The sequence below is a fragment of the Cyanobacterium sp. HL-69 genome, from assembly GCA_002813895.1.
Lineage (GTDB): Bacteria > Cyanobacteriota > Cyanobacteriia > Cyanobacteriales > Cyanobacteriaceae > Cyanobacterium.
On record CP024912.1, the window covers coordinates 2,419,190 to 2,444,617 of the forward strand.

The 25,428-nt window shown below is 38.5% G+C and carries 17 protein-coding genes and 1 tRNA gene; 7 read left to right on the forward strand and 11 right to left on the reverse strand.

The genetic code is table 11. The features are described 5' to 3' along the window. Window positions 1-65: 65 nt before the first annotated feature. A complete protein-coding gene (locus AA637_RS11090) occupies window positions 66-1,700 on the forward strand; it encodes a Ppx/GppA phosphatase family protein (RefSeq protein ID WP_446682806.1) in 1,635 nt (544 codons plus the stop codon). Window positions 1,701-1,795: 95 nt separating this feature from the next. Here the strand turns inward: AA637_RS11090 and AA637_RS11095 are convergent, their stop codons facing one another. Next, window positions 1,796-4,630, reverse strand: coding sequence for a response regulator (locus tag AA637_RS11095; protein ID WP_446682807.1), 2,835 nt, complete (start codon window positions 4,628-4,630; stop codon window positions 1,796-1,798). 111 nt (window positions 4,631-4,741) lie between these two features. On the opposite strand from AA637_RS11095, the gene AA637_RS11100 reads away from it, so the two are divergent. Beyond that, on the forward strand, window positions 4,742-5,152 hold the full coding sequence (locus AA637_RS11100) for a DUF4332 domain-containing protein (RefSeq protein WP_446682808.1): 411 nt from the start codon (window positions 4,742-4,744) through the stop codon (window positions 5,150-5,152). Here AA637_RS11100 and AA637_RS11105 read toward each other — a convergent pair. Further along, on the reverse strand, window positions 5,149-5,550 hold the full coding sequence (locus AA637_RS11105; RefSeq protein ID WP_069791666.1) for a hypothetical protein: 402 nt from the start codon (window positions 5,548-5,550) through the stop codon (window positions 5,149-5,151). The two genes, AA637_RS11100 and AA637_RS11105, sit on opposite strands and share 4 nt — an antisense overlap. Window positions 5,551-5,569: 19 nt before the next feature. After that, window positions 5,570-6,916: an acetyl-CoA carboxylase biotin carboxylase subunit gene (gene accC / locus AA637_RS11110; protein WP_446682809.1), complete on the reverse strand. Its 1,347-nt coding sequence runs from the start codon at window positions 6,914-6,916 to the stop codon at window positions 5,570-5,572. 229 nt (window positions 6,917-7,145) lie between these two features. Between accC and cobT the strand changes: the two genes are divergently transcribed. Next, a complete protein-coding gene (cobT, locus tag AA637_RS11115; protein WP_446682810.1) occupies window positions 7,146-8,252 on the forward strand; it encodes a nicotinate mononucleotide-dependent phosphoribosyltransferase CobT in 1,107 nt (368 codons plus the stop codon). Here the strand turns inward: cobT and AA637_RS11120 are convergent. After that, window positions 8,196-8,642: a hypothetical protein gene (locus tag AA637_RS11120; RefSeq protein WP_446682811.1), complete on the reverse strand. Its 447-nt coding sequence runs from the start codon at window positions 8,640-8,642 to the stop codon at window positions 8,196-8,198. The two genes, cobT and AA637_RS11120, sit on opposite strands and share 57 nt — an antisense overlap. Window positions 8,643-8,993: 351 nt before the next feature. Here AA637_RS11120 and AA637_RS11125 point away from each other — a divergent pair, with 351 nt between their 5' ends. After that, window positions 8,994-10,130, forward strand: a complete 1,137-nt coding sequence (locus AA637_RS11125) for an extracellular solute-binding protein (RefSeq protein ID WP_446682812.1) — start codon at window positions 8,994-8,996, stop codon at window positions 10,128-10,130. A gap of 64 nt (window positions 10,131-10,194) precedes the next feature. Here the strand turns inward: AA637_RS11125 and AA637_RS11130 are convergent, their stop codons facing one another. The 3 genes from AA637_RS11130 to AA637_RS11140 all read right to left on the reverse strand — a co-directional run bounded on the left by AA637_RS11130 (window position 10,195) and on the right by AA637_RS11140 (window position 18,949). Continuing rightward, window positions 10,195-12,378: a phosphoketolase gene (locus tag AA637_RS11130; protein WP_446682813.1), complete on the reverse strand. Its 2,184-nt coding sequence runs from the start codon at window positions 12,376-12,378 to the stop codon at window positions 10,195-10,197. A 287-nt stretch (window positions 12,379-12,665) separates the two neighbouring features. Next, window positions 12,666-13,007, reverse strand: a complete 342-nt coding sequence (locus tag AA637_RS11135) for a hypothetical protein (RefSeq protein WP_069791660.1) — start codon at window positions 13,005-13,007, stop codon at window positions 12,666-12,668. A 101-nt stretch (window positions 13,008-13,108) separates the two neighbouring features. Continuing rightward, window positions 13,109-18,949 (reverse strand): translocation/assembly module TamB domain-containing protein, encoded by a 5,841-nt coding sequence (locus AA637_RS11140; RefSeq protein ID WP_446682814.1) that lies wholly within the window; start codon window positions 18,947-18,949, stop codon window positions 13,109-13,111. A 251-nt stretch (window positions 18,950-19,200) separates the two neighbouring features. Between AA637_RS11140 and AA637_RS11145 the strand changes: the two genes are divergently transcribed. Next, a tRNA-Phe gene (locus tag AA637_RS11145) sits at window positions 19,201-19,273 on the forward strand. A 191-nt stretch (window positions 19,274-19,464) separates the two neighbouring features. Here the strand turns inward: AA637_RS11145 and AA637_RS11150 are convergent. The 4 genes from AA637_RS11150 to AA637_RS11165 all read right to left on the reverse strand — a co-directional run bounded on the left by AA637_RS11150 (window position 19,465) and on the right by AA637_RS11165 (window position 24,312). Next, complete coding sequence (locus AA637_RS11150) at window positions 19,465-19,722, reverse strand: hypothetical protein (protein ID WP_446682815.1); 258 nt, start codon at window positions 19,720-19,722, stop codon at window positions 19,465-19,467. A gap of 7 nt (window positions 19,723-19,729) precedes the next feature. Continuing rightward, window positions 19,730-20,803 (reverse strand): tyrosine-type recombinase/integrase, encoded by a 1,074-nt coding sequence (locus tag AA637_RS11155; protein WP_446682816.1) that lies wholly within the window; start codon window positions 20,801-20,803, stop codon window positions 19,730-19,732. After that, a complete protein-coding gene (locus AA637_RS11160) occupies window positions 20,796-23,804 on the reverse strand; it encodes a phage/plasmid primase, P4 family (RefSeq protein WP_446682817.1) in 3,009 nt (1,002 codons plus the stop codon). Before AA637_RS11160 ends, AA637_RS11155 begins: the two co-directional genes overlap by 8 nt. Before the next feature lie 79 nt (window positions 23,805-23,883). Beyond that, window positions 23,884-24,312 carry a hypothetical protein gene (locus AA637_RS11165; RefSeq protein ID WP_446682818.1) on the reverse strand — a complete coding sequence of 143 codons (429 nt, stop codon included), beginning with the start codon at window positions 24,310-24,312 and terminating at the stop codon, window positions 23,884-23,886. 159 nt (window positions 24,313-24,471) lie between these two features. Between AA637_RS11165 and AA637_RS11170 the strand changes: the two genes are divergently transcribed. Then, window positions 24,472-24,768: a helix-turn-helix domain-containing protein gene (locus AA637_RS11170; RefSeq protein WP_083260465.1), complete on the forward strand. Its 297-nt coding sequence runs from the start codon at window positions 24,472-24,474 to the stop codon at window positions 24,766-24,768. Window positions 24,769-24,820: 52 nt separating this feature from the next. Further along, on the forward strand, window positions 24,821-25,411 hold the full coding sequence (locus AA637_RS11175; protein ID WP_446682819.1) for a hypothetical protein: 591 nt from the start codon (window positions 24,821-24,823) through the stop codon (window positions 25,409-25,411). The last annotated feature ends 17 nt before the right edge of the window (window positions 25,412-25,428 follow it).

Sequence of the window (25,428 nt, forward strand, 5' to 3'; positions counted from 1 at the left end):
GATTTATGGTAGAGTTAACCTAAAGGACAAAACCACCACTACCGTTATCTTTGAGCAATTTTACGATGGTAAATATTAATAATCAATCTGTTGCTTATCAGAGCTTAAATAGTTCTCGTCAATTAAAGGATTGTACCCTAGGAGCGATCGACATTGGTACTAACTCCATCCATATGGTAGTGGTGAAAATTAATGCCCAAATCCCTTCATTTACCATTATTGCCAAAGAAAAAGATACCGTGAGACTGGGCGATCGCAACCCAGAAGATGGCAACCTAACCCCAGAAGCCATGGAGCGGTCACTGTCTGCCCTAAAACGGTGCAAGGACTTAGCTGATAGTCTAAAAGTAGATCAAATCATTGCAGTGGCCACCAGCGCCACCAGAGAAGCCCCTAACGGCATGGATTTTTTAAATCGCATTGAGTCAGAATTAGGTATTAAAGTTGATCTAATTTCGGGGCAAGAAGAAGCAAGAAGAATATATTTAGGAGTGCTTTCAGGCATGGATTTTGGGGGTGGAATCCATAGCCTCATTGACATTGGCGGCGGCTCCACGGAAATGGTGTTGGCCGACAATCAAGAAACCCGTCATCTTAGTAGTACTAAAGTAGGGGCAGTAAGACTTAATCAAGATTTTATCACCACCGATCCCGTTAGCGAGAAAGAATTTATCCGTCTCAAAGCCTATATTCAGGGTATGTTAGAGCGTCCTGTGGATGAATTTAAAAATGCCCTAAAACAAGGAGAAAAGCCCTTCTTGGTGGGTACATCAGGCACCATTGAAACCATTGCCATCATCGATGCCATGGAGACTCAGGGCAGTGAGCCAAATCCCCTTAATGGTTATGAAATATCCAAGAAAAGAATTGAGCAAATTTTAGAAAAACTGCTCAAAATGGACTACGACGAAAAGGCTTCTTTGTCGGGAATGTCTGAGCGTAGGGCAGAGATTATTGTGCCTGGTATCATGATTTTACTCGAAGCCATGACCATGTTGGACATTGATTCTATCACTATTTGTGAAAGGGCTTTGCGAGAAGGAATCATTGTTGATTGGATGTTACAAAATGGTTACATCGAAAATCGCCTTGTTTTTCAAACTAATGTGCGCTCCCGTAGCGTGATGAAAATTGCCCATAAATATCAGGTAGATTTACCCCACGGCGAAAGGATTGCGGAATTTGCCCTGAAAATTTTTGATCAAACTCAGGGAGAATTACATTCTTGGGGAGAAAAGGAAAGGGAATATCTTTGGGCGGCGGCTATCCTTCATAATTGCGGTTTGTACATTTCCCATGGGGCACACCATAAACACTCTTATTATTTAATTCGTCATGCCGAACTTTTGGGGTTTACGGAAATTGAGGTGGAATTAATTGCCCAAATTGCCCGTTATCACCGCAAGAGTAAGCCTAAACGCAAACATGAGTCTTACTACTCCCTTGCCCATGATAATCGTAAAATAATCAAGCAAATGAGCGCGATATTGCGCCTTGCGATCGCCCTTGATCGCCGACAGCTAGGGGCTATCAAGGATTTAGAGTGTAAATATGACTCGGAATATGACAAACTACATTTACATTTGACTCCCACTGTCAAAAATGATGACTGTGCTTTAGAGTTATGGAATTTGGAGTATAAAAAACCGATTTTTGAAAATGAATTTGAAGTGAAGGTATTAGCAACCCTTACTAATTAGGATGTGATGAATAAATTATAAACTCCAAATATCGGGGGTTTGGGCATCCTAAAATGGTCAAAAAAATACATAAAAATCATCATTATCAATTAAAATTAATTTTCCATAGTCCATGCTTCATTGCCAACATATTTTTTAATAACTTTACCTAATTTTTTGATGTTGATGGGTTTAGTAAGATAATCACTCATACCCACATCAAAACATTTGCCCCGGCTATCATCATCATCATTGGCAGTCATGGCTACAATTACGGGTAATTTTTTTTCACTGGTGGCAACTTGATAAATTTTCTGTGTAGCTTCTAATCCATCCATGATGGGCATTTCCATGTCCATAAAAATTAGGTCATATTCTTTTTTTTCTAGGGCACTGATAACTTCTGCCCCATTGTTGGCAACATCAACGCCATAACCAATTTTTTTGATGAGGTTGATTAACAGTTTTTGGTTAACTTTATTATCTTCGGCAATTAAAATTTTGGGAGAGTCATCGGATTGAATGTAGGTTTCTTTTTCGATAACTGTATCTCTGCTCATGGTTTGTGGGGTTTCAAAGGTATATTCTAGGTTGAGATAGTATTTAAGTTTGTCAAATAAAACTGCATGGGAAAATGGTTTACTAATGACATCATCACACCCAGAGGCGAGAATTACTTCTTTTTCTTCCATGAAGGCATGGGCGGTGAGGGCAATGATGATAATATTTTGATTGTTTTCGTGGCTCCATTTTTTGATAATAGTGGTGGCTTCATCTCCATTCATATTGGGCATTCCGATGTCCATTAATATCAGATGAGGATACCATGTTTGGGTACGGGCGATCGCCTCTATGCCATCCTGTGCCTGTTTGACTTGAAAACCAACGGGAATCAATAATTTAGTTAATAATTTGCGATTACTTTCATTATCATCTACCACCAAGATACGATAAAGAGATTGACTGGGGGCTAAACGTAATTGTTGATGGTTGTCTTCTATGGATTGAATGGTTTTGAGATGGGGTTGAGCAGGTCTAAAGGAAATAGTAAAATCAAAGATACTACCCTTATTCATGACACTGGTAACTTGAATATTTCCCCCCATCAAATGAACAAATTCTTGGGAAATTATTAACCCTAAACCTGTTCCCTCTTGAGATTTTCGCCCCGACTGAGACTGAAAAAAGCTCGAAAATAGTTTGCTCATTTCATCAGGGGCAATCCCCATTCCCGTATCTTCTACCCGAAAATGAAGGGTATGGGGGTTTAATAATTCTGCGTGGAGACTGACACTACCTTTTTTGGTAAATTTAATGGAATTGCTGAGGAGGTTTAACAATACTTGCCTGAGTTTTCCTTCATCGGTAATGATAAATTGTGGTAAATCTTCCTTTAAGTCAAAGTTTAGTTGCACATTTTTTTCTGTGGCTTTGATTTGTAACATTGACTGGAGAGAGGTTAATACTTCCTGAAAATTGAAAGCATTTTCATTGAGGGTAATTTTTCCTGCTTCAATTTTTGACAAGTCTAAAACGTCGTTAATGAGTGATAATAAGTGTTCTCCACTTTTAACAATAATCATTAAATTTTCTTTATTTTCTCTGGTCAAATGGGGATCATCTTCCATAAGCTGAGAGAAGCCTAATATAGCATTGAGGGGAGTTCTCAATTCATGGCTCATGTTAGATAAAAATTCACTTTTTGCCCGATTAGCTTTTTCAGCCAATTCTTTGGCTTTTTCTAATTCTTCTGTACGCTCTGTTACTTTTTGCTCTAATTCTTGGTTAATTTCTTTGAGGCTTTTTTCTTGTTCAATTAATGTGTGGGCTAGTTCGTTTAAACTAGAGGATAAAATAGCGATCGCATCTTTCCCCTGATAAACTTTAATGGGGTTTTCCCTATCTCCTGCAGTAATGCTTTTTGCTTGTTGACTGAGTTTTAATAATGGTTTGGTTGTTTTATCGGCAATTTTCCAACCGATTACCGAAGCAATACTAGCTAAAACTAAACCCCAAAATAAAATTTGTCTTTGTAAATCATAAGCTGGTTTAAAGGCGATGGCACTTTCTTTTTTAATTATCACTCGCCACCCCAATCCTGGATAATCTAAATAACCTTCATCAACCCCATAACTAACTAGATACTCACTATTATCAATATCAGCTTTTTTGGTGACATAGTTATCTTCATTGGATGAAGACTGGACAAAAATGCTCTCATCAATAGTTGTCTCTTCTCCAGAGTTGAGCAGAATATCCCCTTGCCTACTAATAATTAAAACATCAACTGCTTGTCCTTCCCCAATATTTCTCATCAAACTATCTTCCAAGGATTTAACCCACTCCCAACTTAAATGAGCCCCCAAAACCCCTATTAATTCATCATTTTCATCATATACAGGGGTAGATATATCCAAAAACCGAAGCACATCTCCATCCTCTGGGGGCGGAAGTATTTTGGCCAATAACTTAGCATCATGGACATCCCCCACAAAGGAAGATTGTAAACCCTCCACAAACCAAGGGCGCTCACTTACATTAGCCCCTTCCAAAATTTCTTGGGTGCTAACTTCCACAATTCCTTCATTATTAGCAAACCCAATCCAAGCATAATTATCGTAGTTTTCTTGCAATTGATTAAGTAAAAAACGCCTTGCTTCATCGCTTCTTTGATTAGAGCGAAATTCAGATAATATGGACATATTGCCAATATCTTTATAACGTTCTAACATTCCTTGTTGAAAGGTGGACAATAATTCCCTATTTATTTGTTTTAATAAAAAGGTTTGGTCTTCTTCTACTTGATGTTTTACCCATTGTCCTACTACTAAACTAAAAATAATAGAGATACAAAAAGTTAAGACTGCAAATGAAAAACCTAGCTTGGTTTTTATAGTCCAATTTAGCCAGATTTTTTGTACGATTGAAGGAAATTTATTGTTATTAGCCATGAAGCATTAACAGGGTTTAGAATCAGTTAAATTTTAATTTATTTAATATGTCAAAATGTTATTTGTTAGTTTAAATAACACAGTCTCCACAATTTTCTCTTATTATTTATTATGATACTTTCCGTTGCGATCGCCCACTTGCCTGGAATTCATCCTTTAGAAGTAAGACAATTACAATCCCAAGGAATTAACACTAATATAGACCTATTAAAAAAAGTAACTAATCAAGAAAAAAAACAATTACTAGCTAGTAGTATGGGATTAAATATAAAACTACTTAGTAAATGGGTTGCTTTATCTAATTTAGCCTGTGCGCAGAGTATTGGAGCAAAATATTGCGGTTTGTTACTACACGCTGGTATTCCCTCCCTAAAACACCTAAGCACTACATCAGCACCACAATTACACCGTCAGATTATGCGCCTACAGGTATCGACTTTCAAAAGAAGGGATCTTTGTCCCCCTGTATCTCTTGTAGAGCGGTGGATTCAGGAGGCAAAAGAGCTAACAATTAAGGATTAAGAATTATTTTTCATTCTTTCTTCAATGTCTTCAAAGGTTTTGAGTAAAAGGGTTTGAGCTTCGAGTTTCCAGCCTACCTGCTGAATTTTGATGGCAATGGGAAGGGCGATCGCCGTTGCGATAAAATCAAGATATTGTTGGGAAGATATGCCAAATAATAAACCTAATCCGGCAATGCCCCAAAAAGGCAGAGCAAAGCTTTGACGACTTTCTTCTAGTTTTTTGAACAAAAAACCCTTGGGCTTTTTCTCTAATAACTCTTGTTTAAGCCGTTGCTGTTGATTGTAAGGCAAGGCAATACCAATTTTACGGCGTAACTTTTCAATTTTACGAGCGGTGGTACTGTATTGAGTCAACTCATCCTCTGCCATGCGCAAAAGTCCTTCTAAATCTGCCATTTTTTTCCCAGTTAAAAATTTATTTAAAAAAGTGTTCTGCCACAAAATTAGTGTAAACATTCCCCGCCACAAACTCAGGATGATTTAATATTTTACGGTGAAATTCGATAGTAGTCGGCACTCCTGTAATGGCACATTCTCTTAATGCCCGTTTCATCCTCTTAATGGCCGTTGGTCTATCTTCACCCCATACAATGAGTTTACCAATCAAAGAATCGTAATAGGCCGGAATTTGATAATCAGGATAAACAAAAGAATCCATGCGTACTCCAGGGCCTCCAGGGGGTAAATAGGCGATAATTTTGCCTGGATGTGGTCTAAAATCATGGTCAGGATCTTCTGCATTAATACGACATTCGATGGCATGACCTCGAAATTGTATATCCCTTTGGGAGAATGATAATTTTTCCCCCTGGGCGATCGCAATTTGTTCCTTAATCAAATCTAACCCCGTAATCATCTCCGTTACAGGATGCTCTACTTGGATACGGGTATTCATTTCCATAAAATAGAAATTACCATACTTATCCACCAAAAATTCTACCGTACCAGCCCCCACATAATTAATCGACTTAGCCGCCTTCACCGCCGCCTGTCCCATTTTTTGCCGTAACTTAGGATTTAAAATCGCCGAAGGGGCTTCCTCCAATAACTTTTGATGTCTTCTTTGAATCGAACAATCCCTTTCCCCAAGGTGTACCACATTACCATAATTATCTGCCAAAATTTGAAACTCAATGTGACGGGGCAACTCAATAAACTTCTCCAGATATACCCCCCCATTACCAAAAGCCGCCTCCGCTTCCCCTTGGGCTGCATGAAAAAGACGAATCAAATCCGACTCTTGATGAACAAAGCGCATTCCCCTACCGCCACCCCCAGCGGTGGCCTTAATAATCACAGGATAGCCAATTTCTGCTGCCACCCGTAGGGCTTCTTGCTCATCACTTAACAAACCCTTACTACCCGGAATAGTAGGCACTCCCGCCTGTTCCATGGTTTTTTTTGCGGTGGATTTATCTCCCATGGAGGTGATAGACTCAGGACGAGGCCCGATAAAAGTCAATTGATGGTCAGCACATATCTGGGCAAAACGGGCATTTTCTGCCAAAAATCCATAACCAGGGTGTATGGCTTCAGCGCCCCTAGTCAGGGCAGCGGAGATAATGTTGGGAATATTTAAATAACTTTTGTTACTAGAAGGAGGACCAATACAAACGCTCTCATCTGCTAACTTAACATGGAGGGAATCACGATCAATGGTAGAATGAACCGCAACGGTGGCAATGCCCATTTCTTCGCAACTGTGAATGATTCGTAAGGCGATTTCGCCTCTATTAGCAATTAAGATTTTGGAAAACGACATTTAGTATCAGGGTCATAAATCTAATAACCTTTGTATCTTACGACCTTTTGGCAATTCTGACAATGAATACAAGGGAATGGGGAAATAATTTAGCGTCAATAATTCATAAATAGGTATTCAATGGATAAAGTGTTTATTATCTGATTTATCTATTATTCATCAACGGCAAAAACCTAATATTTGTATGACGTATCACGGTACGTTTTCTATCACCCAATATCTATTTAAAATGAATTCTATTAAAATTTACAATAACCATGAGGAAGGGATCAAGTGGCTTAATCATTATGGTGGTTGTCGTCCTATTTTTACCTGTACTCTTGGTTTTACTGATACTGCCTTAATTGAAGGGATTTCCGCTGCAGGGGCAACCTCCCAATCCCGTCGTTATACAGCCCTAGCGGATGCCGAATTTTTGGTTAATGGTATGACCCGAAGTCCTGTTTATCCCCTTCCTCCCCTTACGGTGGGAGTGTCTCCCACGGTTATTACTAGGGCGGTGGTAGAGATGTTTGATTTACCTGTCTATGTTTTTAATGCAGGTTTGGTGGCAAGTCCTTCGGTGGATATCATTGATTTGGGGGGTGAAGCTGCACAGTGTGTGACGACGGGCAAGGCTTTACCTTTGGGGGTGGTCATGAATTTATATGAAAGAGGTTTGCAATGGGGCGAAACATTAGCTCATAAAGCAAATGGGGGTTATCTTATTCTTAGTGAGTGTGTGGTGGCAGGTACCACAACGGCTTTGGCGGTGTTAACGGCGCTGGGTATGGATGTGCGGGGAATGGTGAATAGTAGCCATCCTGTGTGCAATCATGGGCAAAAATGGCAGGTGGTGGAAGAGGGTTTAAAAAATGCTCATTTTTCTGGTTCTACGACTCCTTTTGAGATTGTAGCAGGGGTGGGAGATCCTATGCAGATTTTTGTAGCGGGGGTGGCTTCTTCTGCTAGTAAAACTGTGGGGGTAATGTTGGCAGGGGGTACACAAATGTTGGCGATATATGCGCTAATTCGTGCGATTAAACAGCATTATTACCCTTCTACGGATTTGAGTAATATTGTGGTGGGTACTACCCGATGGGTGGCGGATGATGACACAGGAGATACGGTGAATTTGGCGAAAATGGTGGGGAATGTTCCTCTTTTGGCAACTCAGTTAAATTTTACTAATTCTAATTATCCTAGTTTGCAATCCTACGAACAGGGCTTTGTGAAAGAGGGAGTAGGGGCTGGAGGAAGTGCGATCGCATCTCACCTTTTAGGTACAACCCCAGAACAATTAATGATTGCCATAGAAGGGATTTTGTCCACTTTCCCTGATACCACGGTTAGCTAATAATTGATCTTCTAAAGAGGCAATCCGATGATAGGCTGCTGTTAATTGAGCCGTTAATCGTTGCACTTGATCCTCACAGGATATATCATCTTCGAGAAGGGAGTTGATGGGAAATCTTCTGGGAATCTCATGGGTTTCATCTAAGATAATATCTTTATGATTATCTGATTCTTCTTTGAAAAGATTTTCTGAATCAATTTGTTCTAAATTCAAATCCTGTTGACGAGCAGTAAAATCGTTGACTAACTCAAAATCTTCGTTACTTTGAACACTAAAGCATAAATCCTCTACCCCTTCCCAACCAATACGATTTCCCAATTGTTTTACAATGGCATAGAGTTGTTCTATTTTTTGATTTAATTGCCAAATTTCTTGTCTTTGTACAGTCATAAGCTCAGTATCTTGATATATGGTGCTGGTTTTGCTTCAATTTTCTGAAAATATTTACTCAGGGCTGCGCCATGAAAACTTGCTAATGATTACGCCCTGTAACTCCGAAAATAACGTTAAGATTCAGATAAAATATTTAGGCAAACAAGCTAGAAAATAATCTCTGATAACCATACTAAGATCATTTTTCAAAATAGTTCCAGTATTCCTGATTAATTTAATAATTCCCCAAGAGCTTAATATTTACTAAATTGTATCCTGTTGTAATTTAAACACTGATTTAATATCTAAAATAAAACCCTCTCAAATATCATCAAAAATTATATTCAAAAGATAGAATAAATTATCACCATGAACCGTAGATCCTTTATCATTACCAGCACAGCTCTTAGTCTTGGCAGTTTAGTCGCTGGTTGTCAAGCCAATCATGACCTAAAAATATTACTACTTCAAGGATCAATCCCTGTTCAACTAATTGCGGCTTTCAACCAAGAATTAAATCAGGGAAAAAATATCAATTTCAAACCACAGGCAAATCTGGATGAAATATATAAGTTATTACAAAAATGGCAAGGAAAAAATCCTCCTTCCAAAGAAGAATCAGGATTCCGATTACCTCCCCTTCCTTTTACCCAATCAGAGAAAGAAAAGGCTGATTTAGTTACTCTTGGCAACTACTGGTTATCCATGGCTATTGAAGATTATTTAATCCAACCCCTTGATAGAGATAATTTATTTAACTGGGGCAATGTATCCCCTATTTTTCAAGGTTTGGTTACCAGAAATGCCCAAGGAAATATGGAAAGTGGGGGGCAAATATGGGGGGCGCCCTATCGCTGGGGTTATACAATGATTGCTTACCGAGAAGATAAGTTTGAGCCTTTAGGTTTTACCCCTGAAGATTGGTCAGATTTATGGCGCGTGGAATTGACAAATAACATTTCTTTGTTGAATCAACCGAGGGAAATCATAGGTTTAATTCTTAAAAAGTTAGGCTATTCTTACAACACTGAAAATCTCACCGAAATTAATGAGATTTATGAGGAGTTAATTACTTTAAATAATCAAGTAAAATTTTATGATTCCACTAATTATTTACAACCTTTAATTAATGGTGATACATGGTTGGCCGTGGGTTGGTCCACGGATATTTTACCTATGTTAGAACAACATCGAAATATAAAAGCAGTTATACCTCGCTCAGGTACAAGTTTGTGGGCTGATGTGTGGGTTAACCCCTATGAAAATAATATTTCTGATGAAAAATTAAATGAAATATATCGTTGGATAAATTACTGTTGGGAGAAGGATTCTGCCACTCGAATAAACTTTTTTACTAAAGGTAATTCTCCCATTTTGACCGCTGAAAATGGTAATAACAAGTTAGAAATAAGTGAAGAAATTTTTGCTAAAAGTGAGTTTATAGAACCATTATCTCCCAGTGCGATCGCCCATTACAATCAATTATGGGAAGGGTTAAATAGTTAAGAAATATCTCATGGGCAATTCCAAAACCATAAAAAAAGGTGGGCAATGCCCACCCCCCATAGACTTATAATAAACCTTTTGCCCTAGCAGTCAAAGCCTCAGCAGTTAAGCCATTAAACGTCATCAACTCCCCAGCGCTGGCGGTGGTTTCCCCCCGTTTCCAAGCAAAGGTATCTCGTTTAACGTTACTGCGCAACATGATAGGTTCTAGCATTCCGCTAGTACCCCCTGTCACACCGATTAAAGCATCACCCCCAAAGAGAACCTCAAAACCAGCATCATCAAGGAAATTACCATCTTTAGCGGTACAGGTTTCCCATGCCACATCCGTGGGACGGTATAGACGACGGGGATTGATAACCGAAACAATACGTACTCCGATTCCCTCGGCTTCCAATGCCTTAGCCGCTTCAAAAACAGGAATTAAAGTCATATCACCGATAACGGCAAAAACAACCTTTTTACTTCCCTCAGATTCATGGAGAATTACCCCACCTTTTTCAAGGGCTTCTCTAGTTTGTTCAAAGGTAGTGCGAATGGGTAGAGGAGATTTACTAACAGTGATGGTAACGCCCTTATTTTTAGTACCTAAAGCCCATTCATAACAGGCTTGAGTGCTGTTGGCATCACAGGGAAAAAGAGGAAACACATTGCCATTACGCATCATCCCTGCAAAGTAATTTTCAATCTCTGGACGTTGGTGTGTCCAACCGTTGCGCCCTTGCTCCAATGCCCCTGCGGTAAACAGAGTAATGGTGGAGGGGGTTTCCCTTCTTAATTCTGCCATGGCTTGGGTGACGGTTTGCCAGATGGGTAAGCCGTTGATGGCAAAGGATTCGTACGAACACCAAAGGCTACGCGCCCCAAAGAGGGCTTGGGCTACGGCTAAACCTGCACAGGCATCCTCACTTAAAGGCTCATAAACCTGTCCTTGGGGTTGTTGGAAGTAGGTTTCGTCGGTGGTGGGGTGAAGGATTTTTAAACCGATGTTGATGTTATTTATACCTGATGCGGCGTTACCGTCGGCGTTGGTAACAATAAAGTTAGGATCCTGTTTACCCACATGGACTACTAATTCACCCATGGCGGTGGTGGATACTTTTTTCTCTCCACCCACAGGATATTCGGTGAGGGGTAATGTGCCTAAGTCGGACAGGGGTAATTCTTTCTCGGTGACGGCAACTTCCACGTTAGGGCCTCCGTTGGCACGGGAGAAGTTACTACGCACTAATTCCCAAGCCTCTTTGGATAAGGCTCTTTCTTGGAGGGCGGAGGCAATATAATCTTTATCTAGGCTATCCCCAGGGTAAAGGTTATGGGATTTGGAACCAGTTTTGTGAACTCCAGCGCCCTTTAGCTGTTTGACGATTAACACAGTTAGGGTACCACCAAGGGCAGATTTAGCCGCTTTGTCGGTGGCTTCTAGGATGGCTTGGGTAAATTCGAGACGTTTAGCAAAGGAAAATTTGGTGCTATCAACATATTCCCCTGATTGGTTGCTATCGTCATAATCTTTGGCATTGACGAGGATGATTTCTTTAAATCCGTTGCCCTCCCAATAGGCGATCATTTCTTTGTTGGTTTTGGTGGATACCATACTATGATGCTCTTGGGAGTATCCATTCCAAACGAGGATGGGTAGGAAGTTGGTGGCTTGAGGATAAGCGGTGTTGAAGTGTCCAAAGCTACTCATGATGTAGGGTTCTCCTAAACCGCCATCACCGATGGTAACGGGAAAGAGGGTGCTGGGGTGGAGTTTTGCCCCTGCCATGGCGAAGTGTTGCCCTTGCCCTAGGGGACCAGCGGGGTTGAGGAGTCCGGGGATTTGTCCTGATAGATGTCCCAGTAGTCCGTGCATTTCCCTAAATCTGTTGCCCATGTCTTCCACGGTGTAGATGCCCATTTTTTCAAGGGATTGGTCTAAGAAAACGGTGCTATAAAAACCAGGGGCGTGGTGTCCGACTTCGGTAATGAGGTTTTTGTGTCCTAACATGACTAAGGCTGCGATCGCATCGGCGATACTAGCAAAACCCCCGGGATGTCCTGATTGTTTGGTGGCGGTAATGTGTAGGGTTAGATAACGTAGGGCGTCAGCGGCGAGGAGGGTTTGATAGACTGCTTTTTTGTCTGTAGGGGAAGTGATGGCAGTTTGGTTAGGTGCGATCGCACTTTCGGTACCATATTCAGTAAAATGGGGTAAATCTTCTTTAAAATACTGTATTCCTTGATAAAACGGGGAAGTTGTCATATTTCCTTTGATCCCTCTTAATTAATGCAATTGATTATTAGCTCAATTTTACCTCAGTTTGATGCTTACATTATTTCTAGAAATGGGGAACGGGGAACAGGCAACGAGGAATAACAAGAAGAATTGATTAAAAGTTTACTAGAATAGATTTTTGTCTATGTTCTTTCGCAAAAGAGACTTCAAAAAAGTTAGAAAATATTTGAGTATTTTTATCATGAAGTGTAACAAGTCATTCTGCATCAAAACAAAACCAAGTTTTTAACTTTGGCAGTACACTCCAATTATTATCAACGGACTTTTCTACCCAACCAATTAGTTAATTTTATTGGCATATTTTTTCTTATCCAACGCCAAGCAACAATTCTTGCCATAGGTTTAGGTAAACTAATAAAACGTTTAATTATCTTATTAGCAGAGGGATGTTTTACCTTTTTATTAATTAAATTAATCATGCCCACATCGTACAGACATTCAATGATGAGTTTAATGGTAGCCTCTTCCTGCATGGCTAAATTTTCAATTAATAAGAATAAATCCTTCATTCTTTGTTCCTGAAAACGTTTTTCTTGGGGGTTGACTTCTTCTATCGCCACAATTTTAATAGGTTTATTTTCTTGGGTTTTTAACATTCTAAAGCTGTTGAAAAAAAACAGGTTATTATAACAATTAATTTACACCAAAAACATCATTATATGAAGTATTAATATGAAAATTTTAGAAAATATGTTCCTTAAAAGCGGAATTGATATTCGATCGCACTTCGGGTATCATTATTAAAATCTGTAGAACCTCGAATCACAGTACGATCATTAAGACGGTAACGAATATTATAACGGGGAGATTGTTCCCCTGTTAAGATAGCGAGGATAGAAAAAGAAATATTTTCTCTAACATTAAAGCCCAATTCTGCCCCTAAACCAAGACTAGATATTCTGGTTTCACTGTCAATGATGGCAGTAGGAAATAGTCGAAATTCTACCATATCTAAAATTTCATCAAACTGATTTTGGAAACTACCAAATAAAGCTGCCCCTGCTATATTCGCCAAAGCCAAACCCGTATCTCCATCAGCAAGATTACTGAAAAAGCCTCCCCCTAATAGGGAAACAATTTCTGTTTCATCCCTAGCAGGAGTACTGGTTAACTCTAAACTTTCATTTATATTACTACTAAAACCATTCACACTTGCCCTAACTCGAATAGTCTCAACGGTATTAATGGTATTTAAGCCAGATATATCAGGAATTTCATTTGCCCCTGTATTATCAGCAAATTGATAACGGTTAGTTTCTGTTACCGAGGTTTCTAATTGCATATCAAGGAAAGCATTAAAGCCATTTTCAGGGGTAAATCTAGCAATGTTGTTATAATTGCGGTTGAGTCTTAATCGACTGGTAAATAAATTGACACTGCCCCCCGTTAAATTAATAACTCCTTCGGGTTGTAAATTATTAATGTCTCCATTAAGACTTAAACTGCCTTTAGCATTAAGATTCAAAACAGGGGCTTGGGTGACAGTGATATTATCACCCAAAATTAAATTCAAACTATTAATAGTTGTATTGCTAATTAAGGGATTATTACCAGCACCCATCACATAATCATTTCCGTTACCATTTTGCCCCCCTGCAAGGAAAACATCTCCATCAAATAAAGTAATATTACCACCAATGATAGGGGCGATCGCACTTCCAGCGATTTCAATATAACCCTTACCATTACCCTCATATAGATTAGGAAGATTTAAAGCCAAATTTTCCACCGAAGCCGTTAAAATATCTCCTTCACTATCTTCCCGAAATAAAGGTAAACCACCAACGATAATAATTTCCCCCTCACTAAAATTTCCCGTCAAACTAGGAATAGTAATCTGATCAAAATCAAAAAGAATATCTCCATTAATATCAGTAATAGGAGTATCAGGAATAAAAGCCACCTCCATTTCCCCATCACTGATAGTAGCCAAACCATCCGCCACAAAATCTAAAATAGTATTTTCTGATTGGTTATACCTACCACTAATATTCAAATCAACACCACCACTACCCTTAGTCAGATTAAATTGATTATTACTAATCACCGTCAACAAACCAAAACCAGACTCCTCAATATTAAGATTCAAACGAAAATCATCACTGCCAGAATTACTAGATTGAGGGAAGAGACGGAAAGGAAAACTACCCAATAATCTTGCCGACTCTTCCTCTCCAGTCAAATTACTTGTTGCCAAGAAATCAAGACGAGAATTACGATAACCTAAGTTAGCATTAGTTTCCTCAATAGTGGTGCCATTAATTTTTGCATCAACTATCTCTACATTACCTGTTGCCACAGGATTTTCCACATTACCACTAATAACAATATTGCCATTGGCAATACCTTCTATGTCAAAATTAGGAGGTAAATTAGCCACCCCCGCCAAATTTTTAATAGGTAAATCCGTTACCAATACTTGCCCCGAAAAACGCTCTTGGCTAAAAGTACCCGATAAAGATACAATAGTTTCGTCATCTTGGAGACTCACAGGTAAAAGGGTTAACAAACCATCTCGAAAACTCCCTCTTGCTTGAATAGTATCCGCCTGATACTTACCCCAATACCAATCATCCCCACGAAAATCAAAACTAGCATCAATACCATCTCTCACCGACGCAATCAAATTTATTTTCCCAGTTAATCTTCCCTCCAAATCTTGTAAAGGAGGAATATTTGCTTGTTGTCTTTGTGTTTCTGTTTGTTGACTAGCTGAGTTAATCTGTTGCCATCGAAAAAGAGTCTCTTGTAACGACAAACCATCGTTGCTAATACTAAATAAAGGTTTATTTTCTTCTGAAGTATTATTTTCTTGGGCAATAATCAAGCTATTAGCATCAAGTGAATTAATTTCTCCCTCCACCAGAGAATTTTCCATTAACCTTTTCCGTAAAGCATTTATGTTTTTACCTTCTTCTACGAAAGGGATTTGGTTATTAAATAATTGACTATCTTCTACTCCTTCTACCTCACTATCATTTATAACTAAAGTTGGTTGACTGGTAGATAATTGATTATCTTCTTCTAACCCCTCATCTTTTCTGACAACCCGAAAAGCAACAACATCTGATTTTACTGCTTTAGCATCTTTAATCTCATCCCTATCATCTTCCAACTCATTATGACTATTACTAACTAATTCATTCTCCTTTACCTCATTTTCTTGACTAACTTTTAACTCATCTTCTTGACTAACTTTTAACTCATCATCATTATTTTGATTAACTTCAATTTGTTGATTACTATCCCATAGATAGTTACTGCTAGTTTTTATATTTTCCTCCGTATTACGAGGAAAACTGATAGGAGTTTGAGAATTTCTCGTTAATACCCTTGCATAACTATTACCATTTACTCTTGGCGTGTCTTCGGGAATAGAAAGACTCGCCAATGAAGGGTTTACCTGTAAAGATAAGCAATTAATATCCTCCCCCGTAGAATATAAATCCTTTGCCCCACAAAAATCCATTGGTTGAATACCATCAAATATATCCTCCACCTCAAAAATACCCACACTGGTTAACAAATTCTGAATATCCCCCTCCCGTAACAACAACTCCGCTTCTAATTGAGGATTTTCGTGGAAAGGTAATATTTGGGCAGAAAAATCATACTCATTTTCCAGATGGTTTAATTTACCATCCCTAACAATTATTTTCCCATCCATACTCGATAACTTTGCCCTTAACACATCTCCCCGAAACTGATTTACTTGGGGATGATTAATAACTAACTCAGCAGAAGCAATATCATAATTATTTAGATTTAAAGCAACTTCCCCAGAAATGTCTCCCCCCACTGATTGAATCTCAGAAGGAAAAGCAGTTAATACAGGTTGAGTTAAATTTGTTAGAGGAAGGTTAGCAAAGTTCATATCAAGGTTATTACTTTCATCGGTGACGGCGGTTAATCTACCTTCTTTTACCTGTAAGTTAATCTGTCTTGGTTGAAAGTCAGCATCAATATCGAGGGCAAATCTATCGTTGTTACCTGTGGTATCTAGCAAATCAAATTTAACACCATTAATAGTGTCGGCTTCTAGATTTCCTGCAAGAGGATTAAAAGGAAGGTTAGCAATTTCTAAATTAGCTACTTGAATATCTCCCCCTAAGCGAGGATTATCAAGATTACCTTGTAACTTTCCTTGAAAGTTAAATTTACCGTCATAACCTATTAAGGCTAGTTGGTTGGGTAGGGATAAATCTTTTATATCTAAACCAGAGGCAATTAAGTTTAAGTCGAAGTTACTTATATTTTGATTATCGGCATCATAGTTAATAATACCGTTGGCGGAAATATCTCCTGTGGTGGCTTGGGAAAGCAGGATTTTGTCTCCATCCCAACGGAAGGCGGTTTGTAGGGGTTGTTGGATTAAACTGATGCCCTGATTAAAGTCGAGATTACCTGCGATCGCAACGGTGCCTAGAGTTATATTATTAGTGTTACCCTGAATGGATAATCTTCCCCTTGTGTCTCCCCTTAATTCTTGTTGAAACCCACCGACATTAAAACTGTTAGTGGCAAGGGTGGTATTAAAGTTATTGTCGTTATCGAGTGAAAGATTTTCTACGGTGACAATACCTTGGGGTAAAAATATATCTCCCCTCGCTTCGATACTTTGGTTATCTTGATTCAAGCTACCTCGAATGTCTAGGGCGCTGTTAACTCTACCTTGATTAAGAGGGGAATCGCTAGTAAAAGTTAGTTGACTGAGGTTAAGATTATCAGCGATAAGTTGAGTTTGCCATCTACCTTGATTTAGTTGGGTATTTCTCATGTTAACCATTCCTTGGGCGAGGGGAAAGTTAAAGTCTCCTTGTAGGGTAATGGTATCAAGGGCAATATTTTGACTATCTCCCAATAGTTGGAAATTTCCTTGAAGGGTGGAGTTATTACAACCGATGGCTTGACAGTCGATGAGGTTAATTTGATTGAGGGGAATATTCTTTAACTCGATGTCGCCTTGATAATTTTCTTGGTTATAGAGGAGGTTAGAAATAATGACTTCCCCATCTCCCATGGCAATATTTGTTGTGCCTGTTATCTGACTATTTTCAATGTCTTGGCCGATGCCCGATATGCGGTATTCTCCATTAATTAATCCAAGGGGGGGCAAACTTTCAGATATTTCAATGGCGTAAAGGGTAGCAAGGGTTTGGGCGCTGATATTTTGGGCGTTGAGATTAACTTGGTAGGGAAATTGGTTTTCTTGGCGAAAGTCAACTAATCCTGTGCCGTTTATTTCTCCGCCGATGGTGGGGGTAAAGGAAAATTCGTCGATGGAAAGTCGGTTGTTAAGAATTGTAAGTTTTGCTTGACTATTTGACAAAAATACTCTGTCAAATAAAATGTTATCAGGGGCAGTAATACTGGCGGTGAGAGTGGGTTGAGTTAATAAACCTCGGATGTTAATATCTCCGATTACTTTGCCTATGGTTTCTACTGGGATTTCTGGTAGGTTTAAAGAGGCGATCGCCCTTTGAACTTCTATGGGTTTTGTTTTAATATTGACATTAAGGGTGGAAAAGTCATCTTCAAGACTTCCAACAACATCACCGTTAATTTCCCCTAGATTAGTATTAACTCCTTCAAAGGTAAGACTATTATTGACAAAATTTATTTTGCCGTTGGAGTTGGTAAGGGGTTGAGGTACATTAGGAATATCAAAGTTTACTTCGGCTATGTCAATATTTCCATCAATATTAACAAAATCACCATCTTCAAATTTTAAGAGAATATTACCCGTGACACTACCACTATCAACATCTACTGGTAAGGGAGTAAAGTAGTTTATATCATCAGTAAGAAGATTGTTTCCTGTAATATCTAGTAACCAGTCATTTCTGTCAAGGGGAGTGACGGCAGTTAAAGATATATTCCCCCCCGAAATCACATCTCCTTGGGTTGCAAAGGTAAGATTATTTTCTCCGATTAAAATACTGCCTTGATTAACTCTAATGTTGAGAGGAGGTAAATCAGTTACTAGGGATTTCATGGTTAAAGAGGCATTTTTTACCCTCACCGCATCGACATCAAAGGATATAAAATTATCTCTTCTTTCTGGGGGAGTCAGTTGTAAGTTTAACCAACCACTTTCTTCTGACTTTTCAACATAAACAAGGGGATTAATTATAGTAACTTCCACATTGGCACTTCTTTCTCTCCATAGAAGAGAAGTTAAATTCACTTCCACTGCTTCAGCGATAACATAGTCTTTTTCTGTGTCGGTAGTAGGTATTTGACTTTCGCCTACTCGAATACTATTAAAAGATACTGATTCTATCTCTCCTAATTCTACAGGTCTTCCTAAATAATTACTAACGGGTTCTTCAATGAGGGGAATTAATCTTTGGGTGAAGAAATACCAACCATAACTTAATCCTCCTCCTACCGAGATTAATGTGCCATACAATAGCAGTTTAATATAAAATCCTCGCTGGGATCTACCCGAATTATTTTCAGGAGAATTAGAATGATTATCCGAATTTTCATCGTAGCCATTACCATTGTTAGGAGTATTTTCGGGAAAATCAGTCATAATTAGCCACCAAGACAATTAAAGAAGCACAGTCCTATTGTAGTCAGAAATTGTCGTCAGAAAAGCAAAAAAACCTTGCTGAAAAATTTATATTAATGTTAAAAATCCATTCTAAATCCCATAAACTCAGACAAGATCAGTTTTCTCCTGTAAAACAAAAATTTTATAAATTTGAATAAAAATAAAAAATATTTCAAAAACCCTTGTCAACTTTAAAAATATTCGTTATATTATATAAGTGTCAAATTCAAGCCAGGATAGCTCAGTCGGTAGAGCAGAGGACTGAAAATCCTCGTGTCGGCGGTTCAATTCCGCCTCCCGGCATTTTATTTTTTGCGTTACCAGAGGTCAGAGAGTCCTAGGGTCATGGTTTAGTAAAATCTCCGAAACACTAATAAATAATAAGATTTACTGGTTTTTGACTCGCAGATGACGTGCAAAGTCTTTAACCAGTTTTCTTGTTTTTAGCTATTAGTAACTTAACTTTTGACGTGCAAATGACGTGCAAATTAATTTTAGTCACTTATCTGAGGTAGATATTCTATTCCTTGAAAATTACTAATATTAATACACAAGTCACTACCTTCACAAGGATCGTAATCCATTGGCTCTACTGTTTTAATCTTTTGTCCTTCGTGTAAAAATTCGACTAATGCAAAACACATAATTTTTACGTACTCGCTAGTTTCATCGTCTTGCTTGTATTTGGCATACCATCCTTCAGCAGGTAATATTTGAAGAATGGTATATTTTTCTAAACGTAAATGGCTCATAATATTATTAAATTAAGGGAACGTTTGAACGAGTTAGACCAGCGTAATGCTTTAATATTACCGCTGGAGAATTGCCTACCCAATTTGCCACTTGCTGAATGGGGACGCCAGCATCAAGGCAAAGGGTGATAAAGGTGTGACGACAATTATAAGGGGGTCGGTAGCGTATTTTTTGTTGTTTTAAAGTATGTGACCATGCTCTATTGGTGAAATTATGCAAATCAATTATACCGCCCTTTTTAGCGACAAAAACATAATCTGATTCTTGATCGATGCTGTCTAAAATTTCTGCTAACTGTTCATTAACAGGAAATTTACGAGATTTACGGGTTTTGGTGTGATCCTGATATTGCCTTTCGACAATGGCTTCTTTAAACAAAACATAATCCTTGGCCACATTTCGCCACTCAAGTGCAATGGCTTCCGATGGACGGCAACCAGTGAAAAATAGGAATTTAACAAAATGTACATAGTAGAAAAAATATTCTGACTGCTCAAAACACTTGATGATAAAGTCTCTTTCTTCTACTGAAAAAGGATCAATGGTGTCATTTTTCACTGATTTAATCTTTTTTAAAGTTTTAAGAGGATTATTAACAATTAACTCATTCTCTACCGCCCAATCTAAACATCCAGACAGGTTAACTAATACTCTCCTTGCTTGTTCTTGGGTGTTATGCTCTAAAAGCCACGATTTAATATTTGATGGTTTTTCAAGAACTCCTGACGGCATTATCTGTAATTTATTTTTTACAGATATATAATTTTTCATACTTCCTCTTGTTAAATGATTAACCTTAAAAGCCATATATTTTTCGTAAAGAGCAATAAAGTCAATCGCTTCAACTATTGGGGCAGTAGGATATTTATATTTTTCTAAGCTAAAATCGAATCTCTCCATAACAATATCAGAGTTAATTAAGTCAACTTTAGCTTGCGCAATCTTAGCATTTTCTTTATTGTCAGGGATGCCTAAATAGAGGTATTTTTGTGATCCATTGAAAAGGGTGCGTGGTAATTGTACCCTTAGCATTCCACGGCTAACACTTAACCTTGCCATGCCTTTTTTAGCTCTAGCCATTCGCACCACCCCCATTAATTTCATCTTGCCATTGCTGGAAATCACGTTCGTATTGTTGCCAAGTGGGGTTATGCTCTTTGAGAATTTCTACAAACCCTTTAAAAATTTCCTTGGTATCACAATTGGTTTCTTTATTCCAACATTTATATCCCTTACCCGGATTTACTGATAAGTAATCTTTTTCACAACAGGGGCAAACATAATTACGTTTATGCTTACCAGTGCCGGGTTCGAGGTGGGGTAACACGTCGCTTAAATTTACTTCGGGGGCTTCGGGCTTGGGGATAAATTTTTTAGTCTTTTTGACTTCAGCCTTTTTGGGAGATGGTTTTGGGGTAACTTTTAACCCTCTGAGATAACTAATAAAGTCTAACCACTGAACATAATCAGCATCCATGGGATTATCTAATCCCGTTTTCTTCTTAAATTCAGATTTTGACCATTGCTTATTTTTCCCGAGTCGCTCAACCTCATTTTTCCATGCAGAAATTAGACCATCAAAAATATTCCTCTCAGATTTTGCATTGTTGAAGATTTGTAACAAATCTTTGTCAATAGTGTCTAATTTTTGCAATAAGGCTTCAGACAAAATCAACTCAAAAGGCTGTAATCCTTGCTGTGTATGAGGGGTGACAGGTTTTGACTCGGTGACAGGGTTGGTGACAGGGTCAAAGCCTTGCTGTGACTGAAGGGTGACAGGTTTTGACTCTGAGAGCAAAGAGTTTTTTGAGTCAAAGTTATTTTTTTCTTTTTGGCCAGAAAACTTTTGAGTTAGACCCGTCACACCCGTCACACCCCCCGCTGTGTAAGGGTTTGAACCCGTCACGGGGGGGGTGTCACACCCGTCACACCCGTCACGCCCAGTGATAGTAAAGGTTTCAGCATTTTTGAAACTTTCATCATGATAATCACCCATAGGGGGAATAATATAAAATCTTTCATTTCTTGTGCGATCGCCCACCACCCCGTCAATTTTCTTGAGGGATAGATAAAAGTTTTGAGAATTACTGACACCGTAGCCGTTATTTTTGCACCACTCAGCAAATTGTTGATAAAGGTCACTGGGGGTGATGTGTCCACAACCATCAGGAAATGTCTCGCGTAAAAATAATAATTCTGTGAGTTGAGATTCGTAAATTTCTGAAGTGGCTCGAGTGTCGCGCCATTTTAGCTTTTGTTTAGTGTCAGTCAAAGACAATCCCCAAACCCATGAAAAAATACCCGACAACTCAGATTCTAATTTTTCTGAGAGGTCATAATCAGGATTTTCGGGGGGGCGGTCAAAGGTCAAAACGTGCAGCCGCCGCTTAAGCCCTTCGCTACCATTACCCGAAAAGCTCAAAGGTTTGTTCATAGCCAAAACGGTAACGGTGTTCAATCTGGTAGCAAATTGGTTATGGTATTTATTCCAAACATTCACCAACTCGTTAGAACAGATACGGTTATAAACGCCTATGTTAGAAATGAATCCTGTAACGTCTTGATTGATTGCTAATTTCTTGTCAACCAACCCGAATAACATATTAGTATCTGTGATCGCTTCGGGGGTAAATACGCCGTAATTTTCCTCACCGACTAAGTTACTGAGGATATTAAGAAAAGTACCTTTACCCGTACCCTGTTGACCAACGATCCAAAGGGTAGCTTCAATGGGAAATTTATTGTTATTTTTGGGGGTGAGAATCCATCGCATCCATGCCCTTGCATATTCAATTTTTTGGGTATCGTTACCCAAGGATTGATTTAGAAAATTTAACCAACTTTCACAGGTTGCCTTGGGGTTATAGTCAAAGGGCAAAATTGAGGTTACGTAATAGCTTTTGTCATGGGGCAAAAATTCGTTAGTGTCAGTATTAAGGTAGCCATTATTAAAACCGAGAATGTTACTACGGTTAAACTCAACTTCGCTTTTACTAAGACCTCCTTTAAAATCTTCAAATACGGTTTTGTCATTGAGGTTTAACCATTCATTGGAATAACGGAAATTTTGCAGTAATCCCATTACCTTTGATTCACTTACCAGCTTCCATTTTTTGTTATCCCATTCGTACCAGCCGTAACCTTCACGATGAACGAGGGAGTCTTTTAAACATGACCAAGCCATTAATCCTTTGATTGATGCGATCGGCTCAAGATTTTGTAAGGAGTATTGTTTTTCTTCATTATCCCAAGCCAAGATGGGAGATTTTGACTTTTGAAGAATCTTGAATTGTTGAATCAATCTCTCAAGGGCTTCGCCACCATGCTTTACTAAAAAGTCATCAAGCCCATTCTTTTCACCGTTCGCCTCGGTGGGTAATAAAATCATGAAGGGTTTTCCCCCACGTGCCTTGATTTCCTTAGCAAGTTGACATAAAGCCCGTTGCACTTGCCATTTACTAACAATGTCACTATCAAAACATAATCCTACGTTACGCCCCTGCCAATAACTTGATCTGAATTCCTCATCACAATCCCACTCCAATTCGGGCAAAAATTCCCTCATCTTACCAATGGTGTTGTAAATATTGTTTACCCCAGAAATGCCGATCGTAGGGATACCGTGCAAGGAACAGGCAAGGGCTTTAATTTCACCCTCGGTAATAAGAATATCAATACTTGATTTTTGCTGTATTTTCTTCCAATCAAGGGTAGGGGGAAAATAGGCTTTATTAATTCTTTGTTCTTCGGTAGTTTCTCCTTTGGATTTACTTAAAAATTTGGGTAATTCTCCCTTAGATTCAAGATAAAAATCCTTTAATTCTTGATTGGAATACCAATCATTTTTTAAGGGGCGTAATCGGTGAGCAACTACTTCTTTATCAATATCATAACAAGGAATCGCTAAACCTTTTAACTGTTGACCAATAAGGGTTTTAGCTTCTGAAGGTGAAGCTGTATAAAAGCCATATTTAAAAGCTACTTTTTCATTAATTCCACGGCTTAAAAGATATGATTTATGGTCATCATTAAGTACATTTTGTGCTACAATATTACTATTGGATTGCCTTGAGGGGTACATTCTATTATTCTCCAAAAAAAACGTCTATTTGTCTGAATCATTAACCCTCTTTTATTGGGAAAAGAGGGTTTTTCTTTGGTTAAAAAGGGATATTCTTTTCTTTCAGTTCTTTGATTTTTGGTGCTTTATCAAAGAGACTTGAATCGAAGTAATCTAAAAATTCCCCTGCCTGTTCAGGTTCAAAAGTGATGGATGATCCATCCCCCAGAATTACCAGTAAATCGCCAGTTTCCTCATCAACAGACATCTCGACAATCTGGCACACATTAACTACTTCGTCATCGGCGACGGGTATCAGGAAAGGGGTATTTAAACTTCGAATCTTTCCTTTTTCGTAGCTAACAATTTCGCTTTGTTGCTCTGTTATTTTTCCGTACTTGCCGGGGTTGAGAAAAAGATCGGCGTGTTGGGGTGGTAGTCCTCTTGGATCTGCAAAGTCTAACTCTGTTCCATGGACCTCGCACTCGTAGAAAGTTTCCTTACGTATTATTAGGGTGTATCTATCCATGGAATACACCTCTACACTCAAAAAATAAGCTGTTATTCATTTTTGATATTATGGGAGTACATCACTTTGTGATTGTTCGTTTTTGAATGCAGGTGATTTAGCGCATCACCTGCTTACTTAACAGTTAAGAGTAAAACTGATATTCTAAGAGTAAATCATATGAAGATAAATGTCAACGGAAAAATAATGATTGGATTAAGTAATATTGAAAGTTTAATTTTAGATGACGTAGCTAGAGATAATATTAAATTTCTTATTCAAGAAAGGAAATTGTCTCAAAGAAAAATCGCTGAGTTAAGCAATGGTACTATATCTTACGCCTTCGTCGCTCATTTGTTAAGTGGTAGAAAAAATGTTATTTCAAAGGATAAGTTTTTCAAAATTTGTCAAATCTTAGACGTAGAACCAGAGCAGATTTTTAGAAACTCTGTGAAACTTTACTCAAATTCTCATTGACACTTGATGTACTAATAGTACACAATAGAGCTTAATTATATTTTTAAGTTCTATGAAAGATTCTGAAAAAATAAAAGCTCTGAAGGGATATTTGCAAAAGACGGCGGGGGTGAGTTTATCACCCAAATGCCTAAAAGCTGAGTTAGATAATTATGTTTTCCTCGACAATGGTGAAGTTATCCCCAAGGCTCAATATGTAGAGCCTGAACCCGAACAGTCTGAACCACAACCCGAACAGCCTGAACCCGAAACAGAAAAGGCTAAATGTTGGTATTGTTGGGTCGGTACACAGTACAAAGGGGACATTGTCAAGAAAAGCGATAGAAATTTCCATCCTGATTGCTGGGTAGCACACCAAAGGATGGAGGCATTTTTGAGGGGTGATTTAATTCTCAACGCACCGCCCCCCAGTGATAATTTTAAACAGCAAACCAAAAGAATATTCGACTACCTGAGTCGTCATCCCCCAGATAAACGAATTACTTACGACGGCATAAGGCGAAATTGTAAAGTAAGCTGGGAAGTCGTGAGAAAAGTAATAGGTTACTTTGAAGGTAACAACATTGTGACGGTAGATCGTAGCGTTTATAACCGTCATCGCATCAAGGTAATAGCTGATTATCAAGCCCCCGAAAGGGCCTAACCACATACACGCCTGTA